The sequence below is a fragment of the Bacillus sp. EB106-08-02-XG196 genome (assembly GCF_013396335.1).
Taxonomy (GTDB): domain Bacteria; phylum Bacillota; class Bacilli; order Bacillales; family Cytobacillaceae; genus Neobacillus.
This window is the reverse complement of sequence record NZ_JABWSY010000001.1, coordinates 412,062-436,749: the sequence shown is the minus strand read 5'-3', so window position 1 is coordinate 436,749 and position 24,688 is coordinate 412,062. Positions and strand designations below refer to the sequence as shown.

Here is a 24,688-nt window from a genome sequence, read left to right as displayed (position 1 = left end):
ATTAAGTGTTTTTTACTAATTGACTTTCCTAGTTTTATCCATTTTATAGGTAGTTAGTAACAAAATGCTTATTAATCTTTCATAATGAAGTACCAAGTTGTAAAATTGTCTTTGGTTAATAGAAAGGGGACTTTACATTGTATCGTAGTTTTACTACTTTTTTACTAGTTGGATTACTGTTTGTGCTGTTTCATGTGCAACAGGTGCATGCAGCTGAATTAGACGGAATTCCAAACAGAATTGACGGACAAGATCGATTTCATGTAGCGACAAACATTTCGAAAAATTGGAATCAGGCAGATTATGTAGTAATCGCAAATTATTTAGCATTTGCAGATGCACTGACTTCCACTCCATTTGCTTATAAATTAAATGCACCTATTTTACTATCACATCCTAATTCACTTACTTTAGAAACAAAAAAAGAAATCAATCGATTAAACGTTAAGAAGGTATATGTTGTAGGTGGCCCAGGCAGTATTTCAGATCATGTAATGGAGGAATTAGGGGAGAATGGCAAAAGAGTGGTGGAGAGAATTGGCGGAAAAGACCGCTTTGAAGTAGCCATTAATGTAGCCAAGAAACTCGGATCAAAAAATCAAGCTATTGTTGCAAATGGGTTTGTTTTTCCAGATGCTTTAACTATTGCTCCGTTTGCAGCAGCAAATGAAATTCCAATTTTATTAACTGGTAATACCAATTTACCAGCCAATATTAACAACTATTTAAAAAATTCTTCCATAAATAAAACGTGGGTAATCGGTGGCGAAGGAAGTGTAAGTCCATCAATAATGAACGGATTGCCCTCACCTTCAAGAATTGGTGGGAAGGACCGATATGAAGTAGCAGCTAATGTTGCGAAAACATTCGGAAGTACGAACAAGAAATATTTTCTTGCGACGGGAATGTCATTTGCTGATGCTTTAACAGGTTCCATTTTGGCGGCAAAAGAGGGCGGCAATATTTTATTGACGCAGAATAAGAAAATTCCTGAACCTACATTACAACTTTTAGATCAAAACAATAGGCATGTAACCATTCTAGGAGGAACTGGCTCAATAGGTGATGAAATTGTGGACACGCTTATCGAACTGCACCCTTCCGATCGTCCTATTCTATACTTAGCCCCGCACCAGGACGATGAAATTTTAAGTTTTGGGATTGATATAAGAAATGAATTATCTCACGGACGTAATGTCCATGTGATCTTAATGACTGATGGAGAAAATTCAGGGGCAAGAGACATTTTGAATGGTCAATATGATCATGAATCAACTTATCCAATATTTGCAGGAGATAAGATATATTGTAATTGGCATCATACTTACCATGATCCTATTCTAGAAAACTATCAGGGTAAGCACCTCACTTTTGAAGAGTTTTCAAGTTTAAGAACATCGGAGTTTAAAAGGGCATTACATTCACTTGGAGTACCTGAGAACCAAATTCACATCGAGGCAGTACCGACGGGAATTATTAATATTGATAACGTAGAAAGAATTATTGAAAAATACTTAGCCTTATACCCTTCTGCAGATGTAAGAAGTTTATCGTGGTTTGATGGACATTCTACCCATTCGTTAATTGGCCAAACTGTTAGATCTATGCAGCAAACAGGTGTCATTCAGCAGTACCAGGTTAAATACTTTCTGTCTATTTATACAGACCGTTTTTATCCTGTGGAAAAGCCGCTTGAAACTAGGGTGGAGTTTATGGAAAAGGAAAGTGATCTTGCTTTATTAATGAATGCTGCGAATGAATATATAAAATTTGATCCTTCAGCTGGATTTTATGGTATTGGTTATCACTCTGTAAGTGAACAATTTAATGCACTACTGAATGCGCCCTATAGTCAATTTCATTATTAGGTCTTATTATTCGTCAATTTACTTCATTTTATGAGGGTTGTTAAAGATTAAACTCTATTAAAATACCCTTTTTACCATTTACTCATCCAAAATTCTTTGTTAAAGTTATAGTAACTACTAAATATGTAAAAAAAAGGGGGATTTCGTCAGTTGAAATTTAGCAAACTGTCATTAAAAGTCGTTTCTAGTCTAGTATTGACATCTACACTTCTCATTCCATTTGGTGAGGCGAAAGCTTCCACTATTTCTGTTAAGCTCGTGAACTATTTAGGTAACACAAGCTCTGTTGATTTTGATACTCAAGGTTTTTATCAAATTGGAACTCGTTTTTCTGGTAAGGATCGATTTGAAGTTGCAGAAAATGTTGCTTCAAGTGGATGGACAAGTGCAGAAACCGTATTTGTGGTGAATTATATGGCATTTGCTGATGCCTTATCAGCAGCGCCGCTTGCAAAAAAATATGATGCACCAATCCTTTTAACAAAGGCGGACACATTACCTGAGACAACGAAGGCCAAAATTCAATCACTTAAACCATCAAGAATCGTGATTGTCGGTGGATCAGGAAGTGTTTCAGGAAATGTCGAAAATCAGTTAAGGACCATTACTGGGAATGTTGAGAGAATTGGTGGCTCTGACCGTTACGAAGTGGCTAAGTATGTTGCAGAAAAAATGGGATCTACTTCTTCGGCAATCGTAACAAATGGTTTAGTATTTTCTGATGCTTTAGCAATTGCACCTTATGCGTCTGAAAATCAGATTCCTATATTATTAACTCAAAAAGATAAGCTTCCAAGCAGTACACAAGAAGCCTTACAAGGGAAAAGCTCTACCATAATCGTTGGTGGACCCGGCAGTGTTAACAGGGACGTTGAGAATCAATTAACTTCCCCTAGCCGAATTAGTGGAGCAGATAGGTATGAAGTATCAGCGAATATTATAAAGGACTTAGGATTAAATGCTGAAACGGTGTTTTTATCTAACGGTTTGACCTTTGCGGATGCGTTAACTGGTTCGGTTTTAGCAGCGAAACAGAGTGCTCCTCTATTATTAGTTAAAACAAATGAAATTCCTGCTCCAGTCGTAAACATCATGAAGGAAAAACAATCAACATTTATTAATATTCTTGGAGGACCAGGTTCTGTATCAGAAACGGTAGCTTCCAATCTTCCTAATGGATCTTCGATTTTATCAGGTGTTAGATATAGTGTGAAAAATGAAGCTGGAAGATTAACCTTGTATAAAGGTACTCAAAAAATTAAAGACTTTGGTACTAATTCCTTTACAGTTGGTACAACCTATTCTAACCAAAATAAAATCAAAATATATGGTAATTCAACTAGAACCTATATAGGGAATGTTGAGTTTACTTTAGAAAATGGAAATGTTCGCCCAATCAATAAAAACCTTCCAATGGAAGATTATTTAAAGGGTGTAGTACCAATTGAAATGTCACCATTATGGGAAGGTGAAGCTTTAAAAGCACAGGCAGTAGCAGCAAGAACGTATGCTACGCGCAATGTCGGCGACACGATTAATGATACCCAAAGCTATCAGGTATATGGTGGATATTATGGCGGTTATACTTCTTCTACGTATATCTCAAATATTAACAACGCAGTAGATGGAACTAATGGAATGGTTTTAAGGTATGATGGAAAACTAATCGAAGCATTTTTCTCTTCTAGTAATGGTGGTAAGGTCCTTTCTAATATAAACTCATGGGGGCCAGTTACAAACAAGATTCCTTATTTACAATTAAAAGATGATCCATACGATATTAGATCACAAAGTCCAGACTCTCATAAAAATTGGACAGTAACCTTGGTGAAAAACCAAATTGATCTAATGGGTAAAGACTTAACGCAGCCTGCTTTATGGTGGGATACTGTTGCTGAAAATCCTTCTAATGCCACTATTCTTGCTAATATGAAAAATTGGTTAGTAAGTAATAAGTATATTAATGAAAAGTATGAAGTGAAGATAGTAAATATCCCTGAGTTATCTTTCACAACTTCATTTAATGGTGACCAGAGAATTGATGGACATCTTAAATTGGTTTACCTATTAAAAGATATGTCAGATGGTTCATATGTTATGGATATTAATGGAGCAATTAAGCTTAATGAGCTTGCAATTGATAGAAGAGCGTATGATATTCGCTCTATGATAGGTTCAACAATTATGAGAAGCCCTTATATTAAAACTGTTCAAGATAATCCTGATAACTGGTCCTTTACCGGTGGAGGCTGGGGACATGGAATTGGTATGAGCCAATTTGGCGCTAAACAAATGGCCAAAGAAGGAAATGGTTATAATCAAATCTTAGAATTCTATTACCCTGGTACAACATTAGGATATTAATAAAGTAAGAGAATTGTAGGGATCTTTTCTAGGTCTTTACAATTCTTTTCTTTTAATTACATACATAAAAAACAACCACGGAGGTATTCATCTTGAAAAAGCTTTTCTCATCCCTCTTGGTCCTCATTGTATTTCTATTCTTTCATACAAATAATACCCAAGCAGCAGAGGGAGCTGTTGAAAGAATTCAGGGAGCTGATCGATTTGAGGTAGCAGTCAATATTTCAAATAAAGGCTGGCTGGATGGAACCAATACAGTTGTTTTGGTCAATTACAATGCGTATGCCGATGCACTAGCGGCTACACCTTTGGCATATCAATTAAATGCACCAATCCTTTTAACACATTCCAACCAGCTTACCAATACCACAAAGATAGAACTACAAAGGCTCAAACCGCAAAATGTTATTGTCATTGGCGGCGAAGGCAGTGTGTCAGGAAAAGTCTTTCATAGTATTCAATCTCTTGGAGTTCCTAATGTACGAAGAATTGGTGGATTAAATCGCTATGAAGTTGCCTACTTAATTGCAAAAGAATTGCCAGCAACAGAAAAAGTTATCATGGCATATGGGCAAAATTTTCCGGACGCATTGGCAATCGCTCCTTTTGCAGCAAGAAATGGTTATCCGATTCTCTTAACGGATACTGCAGACCTTCCAACCAAAACAAGGGAGGCGTTAGCTGCTAGAAAGCCAAAAGAAAGTATTGTTGTTGGTGGTGAAGGTAGTGTAAGTGCCAACGTCTTTAGACAATTGCCTTCACCTATTCGAATTGGCGGAAAGGATCGGTATGAAGTTGCGGCCAATATTGTTCAAACCCTTAATCTCAATACGAACAAAGCCTTTGTTGCGACAGGTTTAACCTTTGCTGACGCCCTAACAGGTTCTGTTTTAGCTGCTAAGGAAGATGCACCGATTTTATTAACGGGTCCCAATTCTTTACCAGATATAATTAATAATCTAATCAGCGAAAAGGGAATTTATACTTTTACGATTCTAGGCGGGTATGGTTCTGTTTCACAAAATGTTATTAGGCAAACAGGAGGCCCATTAGCAGGTCTTAAGATTGTCGTGGATGCTGGACACGGTGGAACTGATCCTGGTGCCTCTGGGTTTGGTTTAGCTGAAAAGGAAGTTGTACTAGATGTTGCTAAGCGAGTCCAAGTTAAACTCGCCGCTGCAGGTGCTGCCGTTCTAATGACAAGGGAAGATGACGTTTATCCCTCTTTAACTGATCGAATCGATTTTGCGAATAATTCAAAGGCTGATTCTTTTATTAGTATTCATGCCAATGCTGCAGAATCATCCAGTGCGTCTGGCTCTGAAACTTATTGGAACAGTCAATATTTTGGGGAGGAAAGCAAAGCTCTAGCCAAACACATCCAAGATCAACTCGTTAATGCTTTGGAAACAAGGGACCGAGGAGTCAAAGAAGCAAATTTCCTTGTTATTAAAAATACGGTTATGCCAAGTGTTTTGGTAGAACTGGCATTCATCACGAATAGTCAGGATGCTCAAAAACTTGCTGATCCTATTTATAGGGAAAAATCAGCAGTTGCCATTTTCCATGGAATTGTGAACTCTTACAACAAAAAATAGCCAGGTTTCAGAACTTGGTATTTAAAAAAGGAGGACTTACTTAAATGGTAAAGTTCCTCCTTTTATTTTTTCATTTTCTCTAATGTTAATATATAGTATATTGATGTAGTGCTTATTGATTTTAACAATCAAAAATGTGTTTATGAGGAGTTAGAAAATGAAGTCGCTGGTTATTTTTACAAGTAGATTTCCTTATCCGCCGGGTGAGGAGTTTTTAATGAATGAAGTGGATGAATTAGCAAAATATTTTACTAGTGTTCAAATACTGCCTATGAACCATGTTAATGCTCCGAAGAAACAAGTCCCCAAAAATGTAGAGGTTTTGACTGCAAAACGGGGTGATGGGAGAGTTTTGCGGACTATAAAATTAATAGCTGATTTTCAATCATTGAGCTGGATGATTAAAGAACTGCCAGCAGCTTCTAAGCATGGAATAAAAGCAATATTAAAATTAGTCAATTGGACGGCTGTTACAAGTGAAATCAAAAGAAATATTCAAAGTAGCACACTCATCCCACTAGAGGACGAAACGGTTTTTTACTCCTATTGGCTTACCCCGTCAGCAACCGCATTAGCTATGCTGAAAGAAAAATATCCAGACATAAAGGCAGTATCAAGAGTCCATGGAGGCGATTTATATCTCGAACGACATTCTCCAGCCTACTTGCCATTTCAGGGGAAAGTGATTAGGACTCTTGACCAAACGATTTCTATTTCAGAAAACGGAAGGGAGTACTTAAACAAACTCCATCCTGATGTAAAAAAGAAAATTAGTGTAAGCCGCTTAGGAACCAAAAATGAGTATCCATATCAAAACAAGGGAAAATCCACACCTTTAAAGCTTGTTAGCTGTTCTTATTTAAAGCCGGTTAAAAGAATTCACCTCTTAGTGGAAGCATTAAAGTCCACCCATTCGCCAATCGAATGGACACATATTGGTGACGGACCGGAAAGAAGAAGAATAGAGGCATTGGTGAAGGAGTTGCCTGACAACATTGTTGTTCACTTTTTGGGTAACTTAAATAACAAAGAGGTTATCCAACAGTATCAAACGAACTCTTACGATCTATTCATCAATGTTAGTGAGAGTGAGGGGATACCCGTTACGATTATGGAAGCCTTTAGTTTTGGTATCCCGGTGGTCGCAACGAATGTTGGTGGAACATCGGAGCTTGTTAATCAGGAGAATGGCTACTTGTTGCAAAAGGATTTTCCTCCTAAGGAATTAGCAAAAATACTCGAAGATTATGTTCAATTACCACCTGAATTTTCACAACAAAAATCATTACAGGCATACAAAACGTGGGATCAACACTATAATGCAGTCAAAAACTATAATAAATTTGCTGATCTTTTAAAGGGGGTTTCCAAGAAATGAAAACCCAACAAAACTCATTCCTGTCTAACAGTATAATAACCTTAACCCGCCAGGTTATTGGTATTGTTATAGGGCTATGCATCTTGTTTATCATCGCCAACGGTCTAGGGCCTAGCGGACAAGGTAAATATACACTTTTAACCTATTTACCTTTAATGCTAATGACCTTTTTAAATTTAGGATTTAATTCATCAACTGTTTTTTTTGTCAGTCAAAAAAAAGTAAGCCTTAATGACTCATTTTCAACGAATATCATTATTGGGATTGGACTAGCATTAATCAGTATCCTTATTGGGACTGCGTTCATTTATATTCTGTCAGAAACTAAATTTCAAAATATCGATTCCGGGCTGCTCTTTATTAGCTTATTAGCATTGCCTGGAATGTTTTTGATGATTTTTTTACAGACCATCATTCAAGGTATTCAGGATTTTAAAGCCTTTAATACGGCTTTGGTCGTTCAACAATTTTCAACCCTACTTTTTTTAATCCTATTTCTATTTGTATTGGACCTTCATCTTCTCGGTGCCATTCTATCCTTTATTTTTGGTTATGGAATTGCCGCCATATATATGATTTATTATTTAATCAAAAATTGCGAGGTATCTTTTTCATTTAAGTTTTTTTCTTTAAGCCATTTAAAGGAAATGTTTGTATATGGGATGAAGGCTCATGTGAGTAATATGATGACCTTTTTGAATTATCGTCTCGATATCTTGCTAATTGGTTATTTTTTGACTGAAAGTGCAGTTGGGTTATATACTTTAGCGGTGAACTTAGGGGAACGTTTGTCTATTTTTTCACAATCATTCTCTCAGGTTCTACTGCCTAGAATTGCTTCTTCTACGAACGAAGAAGATCGAAATAAGCTAACCTCCATGCTAAGCAGGCTCATTCTGGTTCTAGTTATTATGGTCAGTATCTTGATTTGGCTATGTTCCGACTTAATTTTTGCTTTATTCTTTCCAGAATACCCGGAAAGTTCACTTTTATTGAAGTTGCTGCTGCCGGGGTTAACTTTATTAACCGTTGAAAAAATACTTTCAAACGACCTTGCTGGCAGAGGGAAGCCAGAACTAAATATGTATGTATCGTTTTTTAATGTGATTATTAATGTCATATTAAATTTGATCCTTATTCCTAGATTTGGTGTAAAAGGTGCGGCCATTTCTTCTACTATCACTTACGTATGCAGTTTCATCATTAAAGCCTTTATATTCAAAGCAGTTACAAAAATGAAAATAAAGGATTTTTTAGTAATTACCAAAACAGATTTAGCGCTTATCTTGAAAATTTATCGTAATTTTCGGCATCGAACTGCTGTAAATAAATAAGAAATTGGGAAGTTTAAGATTAATTAAAACAAAATTGGTATAAAAATTGAGGATTCCATGATTTTAAGCTGACAATGTAATAAAATTGCAATGTTTTTATTATGGTTTTATTCTTTCTATCGTGTATTATAATATAGTGTTAATTCTACAAAAACTGACAAGGCGCTACATAAATTAGATCACCTAAATCAGCTGAAATCAATTTACATGTAAACTTCCATTACAAGGCTAATTTCTTTTTAGAAAGGGAATGACAAAAATGACTGAATATAATTCTACTGCTCGTGAATTATTAAACAAAATTGAAACTAGAAATGCAACCATCGGAGTTGTTGGATTAGGATATGTAGGTTTGCCACTTGCTGTTGAAAAAGCAAAAGCAGGCTTTAAAGTAATTGGCTTTGACGTGCAGCAATCCCGTGTAGACTTAGTTAATAAGGGTGTAAACTATATTGGAGATGTTGTTGATGAAGAATTGTCTGAGATTACAAAAAGCGGACAATTTATTGCTACAACTGATTACTCTCTGATTAAGGATGTCGATGCCGTAGCAATTTGTGTACCGACTCCACTTGACCAATATCAACAGCCAGACACCTCCTATGTAGAAAGTTCAGGAGCTGAAATTGCTAAATTCATGCATGAAGGTATGCTTGTGGTATTAGAAAGTACGACCTATCCCGGAACAACAGAAGAAGTACTAATGCCGATTCTTGAAAAGTCTGGGTTAAAGATTGGTGAAGGTTATTTCTTAGCATATTCTCCAGAACGAGTCGACCCAGGGAATAAGCATTATAATACAAAAAATACTCCAAAAGTTGTCGGAGGTATTACTCCAGCATGTACGGAAATTGCTTCGCTTCTATATAGAAGTGTTCTCGAAGGCGATGTTCATCAGGTTTCCAGCCCAGCAGTAGCTGAAATGGAAAAAATTCTTGAAAATACATTCCGTCATCTCAATATTGCCTTAGCAAACGAAATGGCCGTATTATGTAATCGTATGGGTATCGACGTATGGGAAGTTATTGACGCTGCTGCAACAAAACCATATGGCTTTATGGCATTCTACCCAGGTCCTGGTTTAGGAGGACATTGTATTCCAATCGATCCTTTCTACTTAACCTGGAAAGCAAGAGAATACAACTACCATACAAAGCTAATTGAACTTGCAGGAGAAATTAATAATGCAATGCCGGAGTTCGTTATTGAACGTTCCATGAAGATTTTAAATATCGACAAAAAAGCGATAAACGGGTCAAAAATTGTTGTACTTGGTGTTGCCTACAAAAAGGATATTGATGATGTTCGTGAATCTCCAGCACTTGAAATTATGGAGCTCCTAACTATTAATGGTGCTGACTGGGTAGCAGTTGATCCATATGTGAAGAATTTTAAATTAGACGGCAAAATCTACGAGACTGTAGAACTTACCCAAGAGCTTATTGAAAATGCTGATCTTGTGATCGTTACAACAGATCATAGTGATACGGATTATGAAATGGTTGCACGCAATGCGAATTCTATTTTTGACACTAGAAATGCTATGAAGAAATACAAAGATTTAGCGAAGAAATACCATCGCTTGTAAATTGGAAACCAGACCTTTTCATGAGGTCTGGTTCCTTTTAAAGCGCACCAAAGTGAGTGAATGTAAATGAAAATTTGTCATCTAACCTCGGTCCATCCTACTGAGGATATCCGAATATTCGTGAAGGAATGCCGTTATCTTCAAAAAAGCGGTTTTGACACTTACCTTATTGCTGCGAATAGTGATACATACATAAAAGATGGAGTCAAAATTGTTGGCGTAAAAGTAGAAGCTAGCGGCCGCATCATGAGGATCTTAAAGGGGCCGGCAGCGGTTTATAAAAAGGCTCTTGAGCTTGATGCCGATGTCTACCATTTTCACGATCCTGAACTCTTGCCGATTGGTTTATTGTTAAAAAATAAAGGTAAAAAGGTTATTTATGATGTACATGAAGACGTTCCAGAACAAGTCCTATCCAAACATTGGATCCCTTCTATTCTAAGGAAGAGTATTTCAAGAGTAGTGAAGGGGATAGAAAAATTCGCATCTAAAAGGTTTGCTGCTGTCGTAACGGCAACGCCAACCATAAATAATCGGTTTAAAACATATAATACCAACAGTGTAACCATCCATAACTTTCCGATTACGGACGAACTTATATCAGAAGAGCTTCCCTTATCAGGTGATAAAAAAACGGCGATTTATATTGGCGGGATTTCAGAAGAGCGTGGGATTGTTGAGATGATAGATGCCATTGAGATGGTGAATCAAAAGGCACCTATCACCTTAACGCTAGCAGGGAAGTTTTCTCCTGAGAGCTTGGAAAATCAAGTGAAGAAGCAAAGCGGTTGGAAGTATGTTGACCATGCGGGCTGGTTAAATCGTGAGCAAGTAAAATCCTATCTTGGACAAGCGTTTGTTGGATTAGTCATCTTGCGTCCGGAGCCTAGATATATGGTTGCGTACCCGATTAAGTTATTTGAATACATGTCTGCTGGAATTCCAGTCATTGCTTCGAATTTTTCGCTTTGGAAAGAGATTGTTGAGGATAGTCAGTGTGGTCTATGTGTAGATCCCTTAAATATTGAGGAAATTTCAGAGGCTATTCTTTGGATGAGCAAGAATCCAGAAGAGGCTAAAAAATTAGGGCAAAACGGTCGTGAGGCTATCCTAAAAAAATACAGCTGGGAAAACGAAGCGGCTCGTTTGGTAGAACTATATAAAAGTCTATAATGTTTACTAAGGAGAGAATGAACAATGAAAGTACCTATGCTCGATTTAACCGAACAGTATCAAGAATTAAAGGCTCAAATTATTCCTGCTTTAGACGACGTCATGTCGAATGCCCATTTTATCCTTGGTGATAATGTAAAAAAACTTGAAAAAGATGTTGCCGAATATAGCAATTCTAAGCATGGTATAGGAGTAGCAAATGGAAGTGATGCGCTAAATATTGCCCTTCTAGGCTGCGATGTTAAACCAGGAGATGAAGTCATTGTTCCTTCCTTTACATTCTTTGCAACAGCTGGTGCGGTAGCAAGAATGGGTGCAGTTCCCGTTTTTGTGGATATTGATCCTAAGACTTTCAATATCGCTCCAAATGCTATTGAAAAAGCCATTACTCCTAAAACAAAAGCGATTATTCCTGTTCACTTATATGGTCAGATGGCCGATATGGACGCTATAAAGGCGATTGCTAATAAACATAATTTATATATTATCGAAGATGCTGCACAGGCAATTGGAGCGCTATATAAGGATAAAAAGGTTGGGGAATTAGCAACTGCTGCATGTTACAGCTTCTTTCCAACCAAGAACCTTGGTGCATATGGCGATGCTGGGATGATCATTTCCAGCGATGATGAAATTGCTGAGAAAATTAGAGTTTTGCGGGTCCACGGTAGCAAGCCAAAATATTATCACCATGTGCTTGGTTATAACAGCCGTCTTGATGAGCTTCAGGCTGCCATTTTAAATGTGAAATTCCCGCATTTAAATGACTGGAGCGAAAAAAGAATCCAAAAGGCGCGAACCTACACTCAGCTGCTTCAGGAATTGGTTGGTGAACATGTGGTCACACCTTACCAAGAAGAATTCAATCATCATGTATACCATCAATACACAATTCGTGTTCAAAAGCGAGATGAGCTTCAAGCTTACTTAAAAGAACAAGGCGTAGCAACGATGGTTTATTATCCAAAGCCACTTCACCTGCAGCCAGTGTTTGCAGAGCTTGGATACAAAGAAGGAGATCTGCCTGAAACAGAAAAGGCAGCTTTAGAAGCCATCTCTTTACCGATGTTCCCTGAACTAAAAACTGAACAACAACAATATGTGGTTGAAAAAATACGTGAATTTTATCAAAAGAATTAAGGATTTCTTATAGTCTTGCTGTTGAAATAGACTTGATAAAAAGGCTGTTGCTTTCAACAGCCTTTCCCTTTTATAGGAGGAGCTAAATGATTACGTTACAATCAAAGATACCGCAATTCATTCTAGGCATTTTGGCGGCAGCCATGCTTTGCTGGCTATCAATGTCGTATCTGTCAGGGGTATCGTTAACTCTTATATTAGCCGCTTTTATCGCTTGCAGTGTGGGTTTATTGCTGTTTGTTTACTATCGACAATCCTTTTGGAAAAAGCTAACCCTGCAGCATTTCTTATTAAGTGTAATGCTTGCCACTTCTTTTTTAGGCTCCGCCTTCTTTACGGTAAGTGCGGGTCCAATCGTGCTTTTTCCCTTTCGAATTGTACTTGTCCTGCTTACTTTTGTAATGCTAGTGAAATGGCTAAGAAAAGACTTATCGTTGAAAGGGCATTTTCATTTGCCTTATTTGTATTTATTCCTGCTGTTTTGGATTGCATATAGTGTATTGGCATTAAGCTGGTCAATAGAGTTAACGGCGGCGATAAAGGAAGTAATCACCTTAATTACGAGTATTTTGGTTATCTTCTTCGCGACATTTATTCTCAAAAAAGAAGAAAACTATCTTGAGTTTTTTTCGATTTGGATTGTGATGGGCTTATTGTTAATTATGATTGGTTTTATCAATCACTTTCTTCAAATACACCTATCGATTTCTCGTATAAATCATGCCTATTCCTATCAACAGGGGATACCGACGTCTGTTTTTGTGAATGAAAATGATTTTGCCAGCTATCTAGCCATTACCGCATTCTTCTTTCTCTCCTTAATGAAAAATGGGAAAAGATTAATTTTTCAATTGGTAGGAATCGGCGGATTTTTGGGAGCAGTGTTCCTTATTTTGATTACCGAATCGCGTGCTAATTATATTGGATTGTTTTTAGGCTGTGTATTCTGGTTTATTTTCTTACTTCGTAAAAGAGATAAGATAAGCTTACTTTATGTTGGTCTGCTTATAGCACCAGTAGTGGTCTATACGCAATTCGATAGAGTGATGGCTGCTTGGAATCTTTTACAGGTTCAATTCACGAGTTTGATCACTCCGGAAGCAAATCATACATCCTCTGTTGATATTCGGGAGCACTTACTGAATAACGCGAAGGTCTATATTGAAAATACCTTCGGCTTAGGGGTTGGACCAGGAAACGTTGAATACTACATGAAAAATGTTCAGGTATTCGAAACGTTTAAAAATTACAATGTTCACAATTGGTGGGCGGAAATCTTTGTCCAATATGGAGTTTTTATTTTTATTGGATATCTTATCTATTTTGGATTTTTATTTCTTGGATTATATCGAATCTGGAAAAGGCAGCATCAATTAAATCATCTACTAATAAGTGAAGCCTTATTATGTGGAATGATCGCCTTTGTATTTGCAAGTATCAGTCCTAATTCGTTTATCGCCTTAAATTACAATTGGATTTTTATCGCCTTTGTTACTGCCTATGTAAATTTTTATTACCTAGAAATTCCACCGGGAGGACCAACATGATTAGTATCTTAAACCAGATTGCTAAACGGGCAAAAAAACTGCTGCTCTTATTAATTATTATTCCGTTAGTAACAGGAGCAGTTTCTTATTACTTAGAATCAAAAAAGCCGACAACCTATACAGCTACTGCCTCTTTCAATATTGGCAATTTCAATAATGAGTGGCTGGCGGATCCCGCAGAGATAGAGTTTGAACTTAAAAAGGATAAAAATTTAAAAAAAATAAAGACATTAACAAATGGAGAGTTTAACTTTGCTGATGTTAAGTCACGTTTAGTGGTTACCTCACCAGCGCCAACTGCAAAAAGATCATTGAAGTTTCAATATACTGGAATAGACAAAAAGGAAGTAGAATCCACGCTTCATGTTATATCACTTGGTTATGAAATGATTAGAAATGAGCAATATCTAGAAAAGATTAAGAATCAGGAAGAAAGCCTAGCTATACTTGATACAATTGAGCAAGATGACCCAGAATATGCTCAGGTCTACTTTGACCTTAATAATATCAACTATCAAGAAACGGAATTACTAGAAACTGGGGATGCTGTAGCTACCTATAACAATCCATTAAAAAGAGCGTTATTTGGGATCATTTTAGGTATAATGTTAAATGTGGTCATTTTAGTGACACCAGAATTATTTAGAGAATACCGTTAAAAAAGGGGGCTAAACCATTTAATTGGTTTGCCCCTTTCTTATGCTACGGTGTTTCGGTTGCGGCGGTTTTTTTATTTTCAGTAGTCCCATTAGAAGGATCCGCAGTTTGTGTTTGGATTTCCAAATGGGTCATTAAAGTTGACTTAATTTCATCTAAGTTTTCCTCATCCGGAATAAAGTAATATACGCGTCCGTCATCATCGTATCCTGTAATTTGAAGTGTTTGGATATCAGACGAATTAAAATCAGGGTATTTTTTCCTAAATGCCAATGCTTCTTTTACTCGCATATTGGTTTCAACATTATTTCCTATAGCCTCAGATATTTTATCGATTCGTAAAAGAGTCTTTGGTGCTGATAGCTGGTCAATTAATGCAGAAACAATTTGTTTTTGTCTATCATTTCTTCCAAAATCTCCACGAGGATCTTTCATCCTCATTCTGGCATACACCAAGGCTTCTTCACCATTTAATGTTTGCTCACCTTCATAGAAGTAAAATCTTTCCCATTTACTATTTATATCATCAAAATCAAATGGCACATCAACGGTAACACCGTCAACGATGTCGACAATATTTTTAAAGCCTTCAAAATTTACTGTTACATAATAATCAATTGGTATATCTAAAAAGTCCTCCACTGTTTCAATGACTAGCTCTTTCCCGCCATCAGCAAAAGAATGATTTATTTTATCTTTATTTCTATAGCCAGGAATTTTAACGAGCGTATCCCTCGGAATACTTACCAGCTTCATGGATTGAAGCTCTGGGTTAAAGGTGGCGACCATAATGGTATCCGTTCTGCCCTGGTCATTCTCATCTGTATAATTTTCTACCCCTAATAACAAAACCGAAAAAGGATCGGTTGATACATAAACCGGTGCCTCCCTCAATTCGGATTTTTCTTCACGACCTTCAATTTGTGTATATGAATTATCTACAGCATCGTACGCGTAATAAGCTATATATCCTGCATATCCAAGTGCTGCAAGAACAATAATTATTAGAAGCGAAATCAAAGTTTTCATTCTTCGTTTTTTTGTTTTTTTATGTTTACTTCTAGTTAGAGCGATTTTATTATTGTCAACCATCATTCATCCTCTTTCAAATTGAGTTAACCGTGCAACTATTAATTATAATGTATATACTGAATTTTTTTAAGAGGTTTTTGTATATATTTCGACAAATTACACATCATTTTCTATATATAGTTTTTCTCCTTGATTGATTTTAGATTGAGCATTCGTTAAGTCTTTTATCCAATCAATAAAGTTCTTGATTTGGTCTTCATTTACATAAATGTCAAAGATAACATTTTCTAAGTAGTGAATGTTCTTTATCATATATTCTGAAGCCCTAAGTTCCTTTTCTATTTTCCCAATCCAGGTATAGTCCACAGTCACATGAACGATTTGAACAAGCCTTCTTTCGACAATACCGCCAGTATTTAAGCCTTCTGAAGTCGCCTTACCGTACGCACGAATCAGGCCGCCAGCCCCTAATTTAATCCCTCCAAAGTATCGGGTAATGACGACCACGGTATCTTTCAGTTTCTTTTTTTTCAGCACCTCAAGAATGGGTACACCTGCCGTTCCACTAGGCTCACCGTCATCATTGGCTTTTTGGATTTGGTCATGTTCACCAATGATATAAGCAGAACAATTATGGGTGGCGTCCCAATATTTTTTCTTAAGTGTTTGGATAAATTCCTGGGCTTCAGCCTCCGTTTCGGCTCTTTTGATATGGGCAATAAATCGTGATTTTTGAATATTTATTTCATGTTCGCATGCTTCCTTTTTAACAGTATAATACCGAGATAACATAGTTCTCCCTCCATCACTTTTTTTTAGATAATAAAAAAAACATTGGTGTAATATAACTTTAATATAGAAGTAATTTTCCCGTGGTATAATAAATAATGTTCCAATGGTGTAAAATCTATTTTTTAAAATAGTAGTTTAGCTATCAAACATTATACTACTTATGAACTATAAAGTTGGGAAAATTTCTTGTTTAATGCATAGATATAGTAAAATATTCCAATAAGCGTTAAACTAGAAAAAAGGTCTCTGGAGGAGAGCATGGCGAAGATTCAGAAGATTAATGTGAAATCAATTGATGAAATCCGTGAAGAGATGATTGAAACTGTCACAAGCAGTAAAAGCGATATCTTTCAAATAAGTGAGCAATGCAGAAAAGATTACGATGATATGACAAATGAACTAAGAACCATTAAAGAGATGATGGTGAAACTGAATGCAGAAGAAGAACGCCTTGAAGAGCAGGTGCTTAAGGCGAGGTTAACACTATCAGAGCTTAGCATGAACTTTAAAGCCTATTCTGAAGCTGAGGTCAGGGATGCTTATGAAAAAGCGCATCAGCTGCAAATGGACATTTCCATTAATTGGCAATATAAAAAACAGCTGCTGGATAAGCGAGCAGACCTCGAGCGCAGGCTATTGGGGCTCGATGAAACGATAGACCGTGCCGACCAGCTTATTTCGCAGATATCGGTAGTGATGAATTATCTGATGAGTGACTTAAAGCTTATGGGTGAAGAATTACAGAATGCAAAGGCAAAACAGGACTTTGGTTTGAAAATTATCGAGGCACAAGAGGAAGAGAGAAAAAGACTTTCAAGAGATATTCACGACGGTCCTGCACAAATGCTTGCCAATGTGATTATGAGATCTGATTTAGTGGATCGTGTTTATCGTGAGCAAGGTCCTGAGGAAGCCTTTAAGGAGATTGGCAGCTTCAAAAAAATGGTCCGTGCTGCTCTCTATGAGGTTCGAAGAATTATCTATGACCTTCGTCCGATGGCACTTGATGATTTAGGCCTAATTCCGACCCTCAGAAAATATCTGCAAACCATCGAAGAATATCATAATAAGTCGAAAATTGAATTAACTAACATTGGTTTAGAACGCAGGCTTCCAGTGAAATATGAAGTGGCACTATTTCGTTTGATTCAAGAATCTGTGCAAAATGCATTAAAGCATGCAAATGCCTGTGAAATAAAAGTAAGGCTCGAAATGACAAGGAATGACCTAACCGTTCTAATTAAGGATAATGGGACAGGTTTTGATACCACCCAAAAAAAGCCCGAGTCATTTGGCATCATTGGTATGAGAGAACGGGTAGAGCTTCTTGAAGGAAGTATTACGGTTGAATCTAAAATTGGAAAAGGAACTTCCGTTTTTATCGTAGTTCCAATAACGGCTTAAAACAAAAATAAAATGATTTTATGCGGAGCAGGAGGGGAAATAAATGATGACTAAGATTGCGATTATCGACGACCATCAGCTATTTAGAGAAGGGGTTAAACGAATTCTTGAATTCGAAAAGGCATTCCAGGTTGTTGCCGAGGGTGATGACGGAAGTGACGCGGTAACCATTGTTAATGCTTATAAACCGGATGTTGTGATTATGGATATTAATATGCCTCAGATGAACGGGATTGAGGCTACTCGTGAATTATCAGAAAAATTTCCAGAAACTAAAATTATTATCTTATCTATACATGATGATGAAAACTATGTTACTCATGCCCTTCAAACTGGTGCAAGAGGGTATTTGCTAAAGGAAATGGATGCTGACGCATTGATTGAAGCCGTCCGTGTTGTGGCTGAGGGCGGATGCTACTTACATCCAAAGGTAACTCATAACTTAGTAAATGAATACCGCAAGCTGACAGCTGGACGTTCAGGCGGCGGTGCTTTTGTTCAAACACTAGAACTGCGTCGTCCGTTACATCTGCTTACCCGCCGCGAATGTGAAGTACTGCAAATGCTGGCTGACGGAAAGAGTAACCGCGGAATTGGGGAAGCTTTATTTATCAGTGAAAAAACGGTAAAAAACCACGTGAGTAACATTTTACAAAAAATGAATGTTAATGACCGTACACAAGCGGTTGTTACGGCGATTAAAAACGGCTGGGTTGAAGTTCGTTAATTGAAGAGATACATGAGGGCACGCTCTTTCAAATGGGCGTGCCCTCTGTTTTTTTTATACTTTTTCAGATAGAATAGAACAAAACATACTTTAAGGATGGTTTCAATATGAAAACGGCTGTTGTTACGGATAGTACAGCATACATACCAAAAGAAATACGCGATAAATGGAATATACATATGATCCCGCTGAATGTCATCTTTGGCAATGTGGCCTATCAGGAGGAAGTAGACATTACGGCAGGACAATTTTATCAACAAGTGAAGGAGAAAGAACTCCCAACCACCTCACAGCCTCCAATCGGCCAGTTTGTAGAGTTGTTTGAAACATTGTCTAAAGACTATGACGCTGTCATTAGCATCCACCTCTCAAGTGGGATCAGCGGCACATTTGCTGGAGCAGTCACAGCTAGTACGATGGTGGAAAATCTCAAGGTGTATCCATTTGATACGGAGGTTAGCTGCATGCCACAGGGGTTATATGCGATTGAAGCGGCCAAAATGGCTCAGGACGGCGTCGAGGCAGAGATGATTGTGTTACGACTTGAGGAATTGAAAAAAACGGCACGTGCCTATTTTATGGTGGACGATTTGTCTCATCTACAGCGGGGCGGACGTCTATCAAGTGCCCAAGCGATTATTGGCAGCCTCCTGCAAGTGAAACCGCTACTTCACTTTGAGGATAAAGTCATTGTTCCCTTTGAAAAAATACGCACACGGAAAAAAGCAATGAAACGGATTGTCGACCTGTTGGGAGAAGATGCTGCTTCAGGTGAGCCTTATCAAGCCGTTATTATCCATGCCAACCGCAAGGAAGAGGGTCTTGAATGGCAATCTGAGCTTGAAAGCTTGTATCCAAATGTAGAATTCTCGTTCAGCCACTTCGGCCCCGTCATTGGCACTCACCTAGGAGAAGGTGCCATGGGTCTTGGGTGGATGAAAAAATAGATTATTGTTTTGGGAGCTAGGCAAGAGCCTGGCTCTTTCTCTGTTTAAAAATATCATACGACATCTAGCAGGGATTTTGGCGCATCTTGTAGAATGTTACAGAAAAAAGGAGTGATCATTTATTGTTTAATAATAAAACCAAAAACCGAATCGACCATCAACTGTGAAGGGGTGTTGTTCCAATGCGTTTTTACATAAAAGATGAATATTTGGTTCCTCAAATAGGAGAAAACTCCCTGCCAATCTCCAAAATCCAAACCATTCCTCAGCCATCTTTAAATCCAAACTTTTCCTTCAACCCAGAGCTACAACTCCTTCTTACAGGCAAACAACTCTTACTGGACGACCTCCCATTTCCACTCGAAGAAATCCAAAAACATTATGAAAATGGTTATGTTACCTACCGAAAGGGACTGGAATACAGCAGAAATCATCCTGCTTGTTCTCGATGCGGCAACAAGGAAGAGAATTGGTTTGCCCAGTTTCCCTGCTCGCGGTGCGGTGAAATCTGCCATTATTGCCGTAAATGCTTGATGATGGGGAGAATCAGCGCTTGTACACCTTTACTTGGCTGGAATGGACCAGCTCCAGAGCACCATTTGCCGAAAAAAATTCTAGAGTGGAAAGGGAAGTTATCGGAGGGTCAGCAAGCAGCATCCAACCAGGTAGTTAAAGCGGTGGATTCCAATAAAGAGCTGCTCGTTTGGGCAGTTTGCGGGGCAGGGAAAACGGAAGTTCTTTTTGAAGGAGTTGAATCCGCCCTTGCTGCCAAAAAAAGAGTGTGTATCGCTACGCCACGAACCGATGTTGTCCTTGAACTGACGCCCAGACTGAAAGCTGCCTTTCCAGGAATTACGGTTGCTTCCCTCTATGGAGGGAGTGAGGACCGCCATCTTTACGCACCGCTTACGATTGCGACTACCCACCAGCTACTCCGTTTTTACCACGCCTTTGATACGGTTGTATTAGATGAAGTCGACGCCTTTCCTTATACAGTGGAGGAATCGCTTCAATATGCCGCATTACAGGCAAGAAAACCGGAGTCGGCAATGATTTACTTAACAGCGACCCCAAATGAAAAATGGCAAAGAGAGTGCCGAACAGGAAAACGAGCATTCACCACGATCCCAGCAAGGTTCCATCGTCATCCAGTGCCTGTTCCTCACTTTACCTGGTGTGGCAACTGGCAAAAGCAATTGAAAAAAGACAAGCTTCCAGCAAATATCCTCCACTGGATAAAAGAACGACTTCAACATAATAAGCAGGCGTTACTCTTTTTTCCTCATATTGCCCTTATGGAGAAGGCTCTCCCCATACTAAGAAAGTTAGCTCCCGAAATTGAGGCTGTTCATGCCGAGGACCCAGACCGTAAAGAAAAGGTTCAAAAAATGCGTAACAAAGAAATCCCCCTGTTACTGACCACAACGATTTTAGAACGAGGCGTTACCTTTCCAAATATTGATGTGGCTGTTATTGGTGCAGAGGATAACATATTTGCAGAAAGTGCTTTGGTACAAATTGCTGGGAGAGCGGGAAGGAGCAAGGATTATCCCAAAGGTGTCGTGACATTTTTCCATTATGGAAAAACAGAGGAAATGATCAAGGCGAGAAAACAAATTACAGCGATGAACCAAGAAGGAATCAGAAAGGGGCTAATTGATTCATGAAAATATTCCCCGAAGCGCAATGTCTTATTTGTTATGAGAAAATCAAACCTGTTATTGGATGGACCGCGATTTTCTCAGAAGAAAAAGAACTCATTATCTGTTCAACCTGTGAGGATAAATTCGAAAGAGTGGAAGGAGAAAAATGTAAGCTGTGCAGCCGGCCGTTTCAATTTTTAGAAGATAAGTTTCGCCGTGGTGATTTGTGTCATGACTGCGTACGTTGGGAGGAGGACTGTGAATGGCGTGGATATCTTCATGAAAATCATTCTATTTTTCTCTATAACGATTTTTTTAAGGAAGTAATGGCAAACTATAAATTCCGCGGTGATTATGTATTGGCAAAAGTATTTGCTGATAGTGTAAAGGGATTCTTGAAAAAGATACAGCCAGATTTACTTGTTCCTATTCCATTAAGTGATGAGCGGCTATATGAGCGCGGATTTAATCAAGCAGAGGCACTGATTATAGAGTCAGGATTAACCCCCGCCAAGCCCCTTACGCGCATACACGCGGAAAAACAATCAAAAAAGTCACGATCGGAGCGAATTCATATTCCACAGGTTTTTAAGATTAATCCACAGGTTGAAATAAAAGGTAAAAATATACTACTAATCGATGATATTTATACTACAGGTTCCACTCTTAGGCATGCTGCAAAGCTATTAAAAGAATCGGGAGCGTTTAGGATACAATCCTTAACGCTCGCACGATGAGCTTTATTTGGATTGTTCATTATTTTTACACTTTTGTTGGCTATTGTAAGACATAAAGGTGGTATTTTGTCCCAATTGATAATAGACTTAAGGTGTAAGAAATATAAAAAGCTTTATATGTATAGAAAATGGTTGTCACTATTTCCCCTGTGTTTTTGTCAAAATTTCGACAAAATTATTGTTCTGATTTAGCAGGATAATCATAGGGTAAAATAGAAATGTATCTACATAGGAATATAAAGGAGGAGTCCACAGATGAATTATAACGTTCGTGGTGAAAACATTGAGGTAACTCCAGCAATTAGAGAGTATGTTGAGAAGAAAATTTCTAAATTGGAACGATATTTCACAGAAGCACCTGAAGCAAAGGTACATGTGAATTTAAGATTCAATCAAGATAAAACTTCTAAAGTAGAGGTAACCATTCCCCTGCCAAACCTAGTTCTTCGTGCAGAAGAAACGAATGTGGATATGTATGCTGGCATTGACTTAATTTCAGACAAGCTTGAGCGTCAAATCCGTAAGCATAAAACAAAGGTTAATCGTAAATTCCGTGAAAAAGGTGATTTCCCAGTTACGTTTGCAACTTCCGAAAACACAGAAGTCCAAGAGCTGGATGAAGATGATTTAGAACTAGTTCGTACGAAGCGCTTCGACCTTAAGCCTATGGACAGTGAAGAAGCGATTCTACAAATGAACCTGTTAGGACACAGCTTCTACGTATTCAACAATGCTGATACTAACCGTACAAACGTAGTTTACAAGCGTAAAGATGGGCGTTATGGCTTAATTGAAACACATTAATAAGCAGCAAAACGCAGCTCCGGATTCTCCGGTCTGCGTTTTTTTGTACTTATGAAAAAATCATAAAATATTCCTATTTCCTCCTAAACTAATAGGAGGTTTTTTACAATGTAAATAGTAATATTGGTGCTTAATTGAAATATAGTATAATAGTTACAAAATTTAAAGCGTAGGAGGTAGGAACAAAGTGGGAAAAGCGTATTTAAAAATTGCTGTTGTTTATTTTACGATTGGCGTTCTTGCTGGTCTGATAATGGGAATTATTCATGACTTCCGATTTACATCCGTTCATGCACATGTTAATTTACTTGGCTGGATAAGTATGGCTTTGTTTGGACTTATTTATCACTTTTATCCAAATGCAGCGAATTCAAAACTGGCGAAAATTCAATTCTGGTTACACAATATTGGGGTACCGGTCATGTTAGGCGGGATTACGCTTCAAATATTGGGGGTTAGCGGAGCACTTCCACCAACCATCATCGGGTCAATTGTTGTCGTGGTTGGCGTTATTTTATTTATGGTTAATGTCTTTAAATATGTGGGAAAAGATTAAGGGTATAATTTTGATAAATTTCACCAAAAATGCACACATGATTTCTCTTATGAAATCATGTGTGCATTTTTTTTGTACCTGTTAAAGAAATGGAAATATATTTACTATATTAATCTTATGAAAAAAAAGATAAACTTTATTAACAGAAGCCCACAAAAATTGCTAAGTAATGGCGTAATTTTTAGTAGATATTTATATTAGGAGGAGATTCAACATGAAAAACAAATTAATAAGTGGCATGATTGCAACAACACTTATTTTTTCACTAGGTGCAGGACAGGCATTAGCAAATGGAGATAGTTCACAAGAAGCTGAAACGGATACAACAAATGAACAAGTGCAAGTAGAAGTTGAGGGAACAAATACCGAAGTAACTCCTAGTGATGAAGCTGTTGAAGAGGTAACTTCTGAAGAATCTGCAGGTGAGGAAGTAGTGAATGATGAAACCGATAGCGAAGAAGCAGTGGATAATCCTGAAGTAATTGACCTGGAAGCTGAGGAAGTGTTAGAAGAGGAAGCTCCATCATTAGTACCTGGTGATTTCTTTTATTTTGTTAAAATAATGGCGGAAAAAGTTCGTCTTGCCTTTACATTTAATGATTTTGAAGAGGCAAAGCTGTTAGCAGAATATGCTAGTGAGCGTATTTCAGAAGCCAATGCGTTAATTGCTGAAGGAAATGTTGAAGAAGCAGAATCGCTATTAAAAGAAGCTATTTCTACTCAAGTGCTTGCTGAAGAAACATTACCTGAAACGGAAGAAGGAACAGAGGAAGCTGTTTCTGAAGAAGCTGAGAATGAAGTAACAGCAGTAGACAGCAAACTGGCTCATAATATTGATTCATTATTGATAGTTCTGAAAAAGGTAGAAAATCCAAAGGCTCAACAAGCCATTATGAAAAATATTCAAAAATCATTTGCAAAGCTAGATAAGAAGTTTACTAAACTGGCAGAAGCAGATGCTAAATTTGCAGAGAAAATGAAAGATATCGAAGAAAAACTATCTGATGGACAAATCTCAGAAGAAGAAGCTTCTCTTGAACAGTCAAAGCTTGAAGAAGAGTTAAGTAAGAAAGAGCAGAAAATCGAAGAAGAAGAAGCAACTGATGTTGAGGAAGTTAACAATGAAGTAGAAAATGCAACAGCTGAAGCAACAAAAGTAAGCGAGCAAAAACAGCAGGAAGCCGCGAAAAAGGCTGAAGAGAAACAGCAAGAGGCAGCTAGAAAAGCTCAAGAAAAACAGCAGGAAGCCGCGAAAAAGGCTGAAGAAAAACAGCAGGAAGCAGCTAAAAAGGCTGAAGAGAAACAACAAGAAGCAGTTAAAAAGGCTGAAGAGAAACAGCAAGAAGCTAAAGAAAAAGGAAACAATTAATTTACCAAAAGGTGCACCAGACGAGGTGCA

The 24,688-nt window shown here is 37.7% G+C and carries 20 protein-coding genes; 18 read left to right on the top strand and 2 right to left on the bottom strand.

The window, feature by feature from the left end; translation table 11 throughout:
* Positions 1–137 precede the first annotated feature (137 nt).
* From MLOOGBEN_RS02090 to MLOOGBEN_RS02045, 10 genes are all read left to right on the top strand, one after another.
* The gene (locus tag MLOOGBEN_RS02090) at positions 138–1,868 is read left to right on the top strand and encodes a cell wall-binding repeat-containing protein (RefSeq protein ID WP_179156595.1); all 1,731 of its coding nucleotides are present in this window, start codon (positions 138–140) and stop codon (positions 1,866–1,868) included.
* Between the two features lie 150 nt (positions 1,869–2,018).
* A complete protein-coding gene (locus MLOOGBEN_RS02085) occupies positions 2,019–4,232 on the top strand; it encodes a SpoIID/LytB domain-containing protein (RefSeq protein ID WP_179156594.1) in 2,214 nt (737 codons plus the stop codon).
* A 92-nt stretch (positions 4,233–4,324) separates the two neighbouring features.
* A complete protein-coding gene (locus tag MLOOGBEN_RS02080) occupies positions 4,325–5,830 on the top strand; it encodes an N-acetylmuramoyl-L-alanine amidase (RefSeq protein WP_256988795.1) in 1,506 nt (501 codons plus the stop codon).
* A 157-nt stretch (positions 5,831–5,987) separates the two neighbouring features.
* On the top strand, positions 5,988–7,208 hold the full coding sequence (locus MLOOGBEN_RS02075; protein WP_179156593.1) for a glycosyltransferase: 1,221 nt from the start codon (positions 5,988–5,990) through the stop codon (positions 7,206–7,208).
* On the top strand, positions 7,205–8,542 hold the full coding sequence (locus MLOOGBEN_RS02070; RefSeq protein ID WP_179156592.1) for a flippase: 1,338 nt from the start codon (positions 7,205–7,207) through the stop codon (positions 8,540–8,542). The genes MLOOGBEN_RS02075 and MLOOGBEN_RS02070 overlap by 4 nt, the downstream gene beginning before the upstream one ends.
* Positions 8,543–8,801: 259 nt before the next feature.
* Complete coding sequence (locus MLOOGBEN_RS02065) at positions 8,802–10,130, top strand: nucleotide sugar dehydrogenase (protein ID WP_179156591.1); 1,329 nt, start codon at positions 8,802–8,804, stop codon at positions 10,128–10,130.
* 66 nt (positions 10,131–10,196) lie between these two features.
* The gene (locus MLOOGBEN_RS02060; RefSeq protein ID WP_179156590.1) at positions 10,197–11,303 is read left to right on the top strand and encodes a glycosyltransferase family 4 protein; all 1,107 of its coding nucleotides are present in this window, start codon (positions 10,197–10,199) and stop codon (positions 11,301–11,303) included.
* Positions 11,304–11,327: 24 nt separating this feature from the next.
* Positions 11,328–12,443 (top strand): DegT/DnrJ/EryC1/StrS family aminotransferase, encoded by a 1,116-nt coding sequence (locus tag MLOOGBEN_RS02055; protein WP_179156589.1) that lies wholly within the window; start codon positions 11,328–11,330, stop codon positions 12,441–12,443.
* A gap of 86 nt (positions 12,444–12,529) precedes the next feature.
* Positions 12,530–13,990, top strand: a complete 1,461-nt coding sequence (locus tag MLOOGBEN_RS02050; RefSeq protein WP_179156588.1) for an O-antigen ligase family protein — start codon at positions 12,530–12,532, stop codon at positions 13,988–13,990.
* Positions 13,987–14,649: a hypothetical protein gene (locus MLOOGBEN_RS02045; RefSeq protein WP_179156587.1), complete on the top strand. Its 663-nt coding sequence runs from the start codon at positions 13,987–13,989 to the stop codon at positions 14,647–14,649. The genes MLOOGBEN_RS02050 and MLOOGBEN_RS02045 overlap by 4 nt, the downstream gene beginning before the upstream one ends.
* Before the next feature lie 43 nt (positions 14,650–14,692).
* Here the strand turns inward: MLOOGBEN_RS02045 and MLOOGBEN_RS02040 are convergent, their stop codons facing one another.
* Both MLOOGBEN_RS02040 and MLOOGBEN_RS02035 read right to left on the bottom strand, forming a co-directional pair.
* Positions 14,693–15,739: an LCP family protein gene (locus MLOOGBEN_RS02040; protein ID WP_179156586.1), complete on the bottom strand. Its 1,047-nt coding sequence runs from the start codon at positions 15,737–15,739 to the stop codon at positions 14,693–14,695.
* Positions 15,740–15,835: 96 nt separating this feature from the next.
* Positions 15,836–16,471: a YigZ family protein gene (locus tag MLOOGBEN_RS02035; protein WP_179156585.1), complete on the bottom strand. Its 636-nt coding sequence runs from the start codon at positions 16,469–16,471 to the stop codon at positions 15,836–15,838.
* Between the two features lie 258 nt (positions 16,472–16,729).
* Here MLOOGBEN_RS02035 and MLOOGBEN_RS02030 point away from each other — a divergent pair, with 258 nt between their 5' ends.
* From MLOOGBEN_RS02030 to MLOOGBEN_RS01995, 8 genes are all read left to right on the top strand, one after another.
* Positions 16,730–17,875 (top strand): sensor histidine kinase, encoded by a 1,146-nt coding sequence (locus MLOOGBEN_RS02030; protein WP_179156584.1) that lies wholly within the window; start codon positions 16,730–16,732, stop codon positions 17,873–17,875.
* 46 nt (positions 17,876–17,921) lie between these two features.
* The gene (locus tag MLOOGBEN_RS02025; protein ID WP_179156860.1) at positions 17,922–18,602 is read left to right on the top strand and encodes a response regulator; all 681 of its coding nucleotides are present in this window, start codon (positions 17,922–17,924) and stop codon (positions 18,600–18,602) included.
* Between the two features lie 107 nt (positions 18,603–18,709).
* On the top strand, positions 18,710–19,549 hold the full coding sequence (locus MLOOGBEN_RS02020; RefSeq protein ID WP_179156583.1) for a DegV family protein: 840 nt from the start codon (positions 18,710–18,712) through the stop codon (positions 19,547–19,549).
* A gap of 182 nt (positions 19,550–19,731) precedes the next feature.
* Positions 19,732–21,216 (top strand): ATP-dependent helicase ComFA, encoded by a 1,485-nt coding sequence (locus MLOOGBEN_RS02015; RefSeq protein WP_179156582.1) that lies wholly within the window; start codon positions 19,732–19,734, stop codon positions 21,214–21,216.
* Entirely contained in the window at positions 21,213–21,929 is a 717-nt protein-coding gene (locus MLOOGBEN_RS02010) for a ComF family protein (protein ID WP_179156581.1), read from the top strand. The genes MLOOGBEN_RS02015 and MLOOGBEN_RS02010 overlap by 4 nt, the downstream gene beginning before the upstream one ends.
* A 255-nt stretch (positions 21,930–22,184) precedes the next feature.
* Positions 22,185–22,733 (top strand): ribosome hibernation-promoting factor, HPF/YfiA family, encoded by a 549-nt coding sequence (hpf, locus tag MLOOGBEN_RS02005; RefSeq protein WP_179156580.1) that lies wholly within the window; start codon positions 22,185–22,187, stop codon positions 22,731–22,733.
* 187 nt (positions 22,734–22,920) lie between these two features.
* Positions 22,921–23,289 carry a cytochrome-c oxidase gene (locus MLOOGBEN_RS02000; protein WP_179156579.1) on the top strand — a complete coding sequence of 123 codons (369 nt, stop codon included), beginning with the start codon at positions 22,921–22,923 and terminating at the stop codon, positions 23,287–23,289.
* A 214-nt stretch (positions 23,290–23,503) separates the two neighbouring features.
* Positions 23,504–24,658, top strand: a complete 1,155-nt coding sequence (locus MLOOGBEN_RS01995) for a DUF5667 domain-containing protein (RefSeq protein ID WP_179156578.1) — start codon at positions 23,504–23,506, stop codon at positions 24,656–24,658.
* Positions 24,659–24,688: the final 30 nt, after the last annotated feature.

Excerpts from the sequence above, each read along its gene's own strand:
- MLOOGBEN_RS02075 (WP_179156593.1), top strand. The coding sequence starts at position 5,988 with ATGAAGTCGCTGGTTATTTTTACAAGTAGATTTCCTTATCCGCCGGGT.
- MLOOGBEN_RS02070 (WP_179156592.1), top strand. The coding sequence starts at position 7,205 with ATGAAAACCCAACAAAACTCATTCCTGTCTAACAGTATAATAACCTTA.
- MLOOGBEN_RS02065 (WP_179156591.1), top strand. The coding sequence starts at position 8,802 with ATGACTGAATATAATTCTACTGCTCGTGAATTATTAAACAAAATTGAA.
- MLOOGBEN_RS02060 (WP_179156590.1), top strand. The coding sequence starts at position 10,197 with ATGAAAATTTGTCATCTAACCTCGGTCCATCCTACTGAGGATATCCGA.
- MLOOGBEN_RS02055 (WP_179156589.1), top strand. The coding sequence starts at position 11,328 with ATGAAAGTACCTATGCTCGATTTAACCGAACAGTATCAAGAATTAAAG.
- MLOOGBEN_RS02050 (WP_179156588.1), top strand. The coding sequence starts at position 12,530 with ATGATTACGTTACAATCAAAGATACCGCAATTCATTCTAGGCATTTTG.
- MLOOGBEN_RS02045 (WP_179156587.1), top strand. The coding sequence starts at position 13,987 with ATGATTAGTATCTTAAACCAGATTGCTAAACGGGCAAAAAAACTGCTG.
- MLOOGBEN_RS02040 (WP_179156586.1), bottom strand. The coding sequence starts at position 15,739 with ATGGTTGACAATAATAAAATCGCTCTAACTAGAAGTAAACATAAAAAA.
- MLOOGBEN_RS02035 (WP_179156585.1), bottom strand. The coding sequence starts at position 16,471 with ATGTTATCTCGGTATTATACTGTTAAAAAGGAAGCATGCGAACATGAA.
- MLOOGBEN_RS02030 (WP_179156584.1), top strand. The coding sequence starts at position 16,730 with ATGGCGAAGATTCAGAAGATTAATGTGAAATCAATTGATGAAATCCGT.
- MLOOGBEN_RS02025 (WP_179156860.1), top strand. The coding sequence starts at position 17,922 with ATGACTAAGATTGCGATTATCGACGACCATCAGCTATTTAGAGAAGGG.
- MLOOGBEN_RS02020 (WP_179156583.1), top strand. The coding sequence starts at position 18,710 with ATGAAAACGGCTGTTGTTACGGATAGTACAGCATACATACCAAAAGAA.
- MLOOGBEN_RS02015 (WP_179156582.1), top strand. The coding sequence starts at position 19,732 with ATGCGTTTTTACATAAAAGATGAATATTTGGTTCCTCAAATAGGAGAA.
- MLOOGBEN_RS02010 (WP_179156581.1), top strand. The coding sequence starts at position 21,213 with ATGAAAATATTCCCCGAAGCGCAATGTCTTATTTGTTATGAGAAAATC.
- hpf (WP_179156580.1), top strand. The coding sequence starts at position 22,185 with ATGAATTATAACGTTCGTGGTGAAAACATTGAGGTAACTCCAGCAATT.
- MLOOGBEN_RS01995 (WP_179156578.1), top strand. The coding sequence starts at position 23,504 with ATGAAAAACAAATTAATAAGTGGCATGATTGCAACAACACTTATTTTT.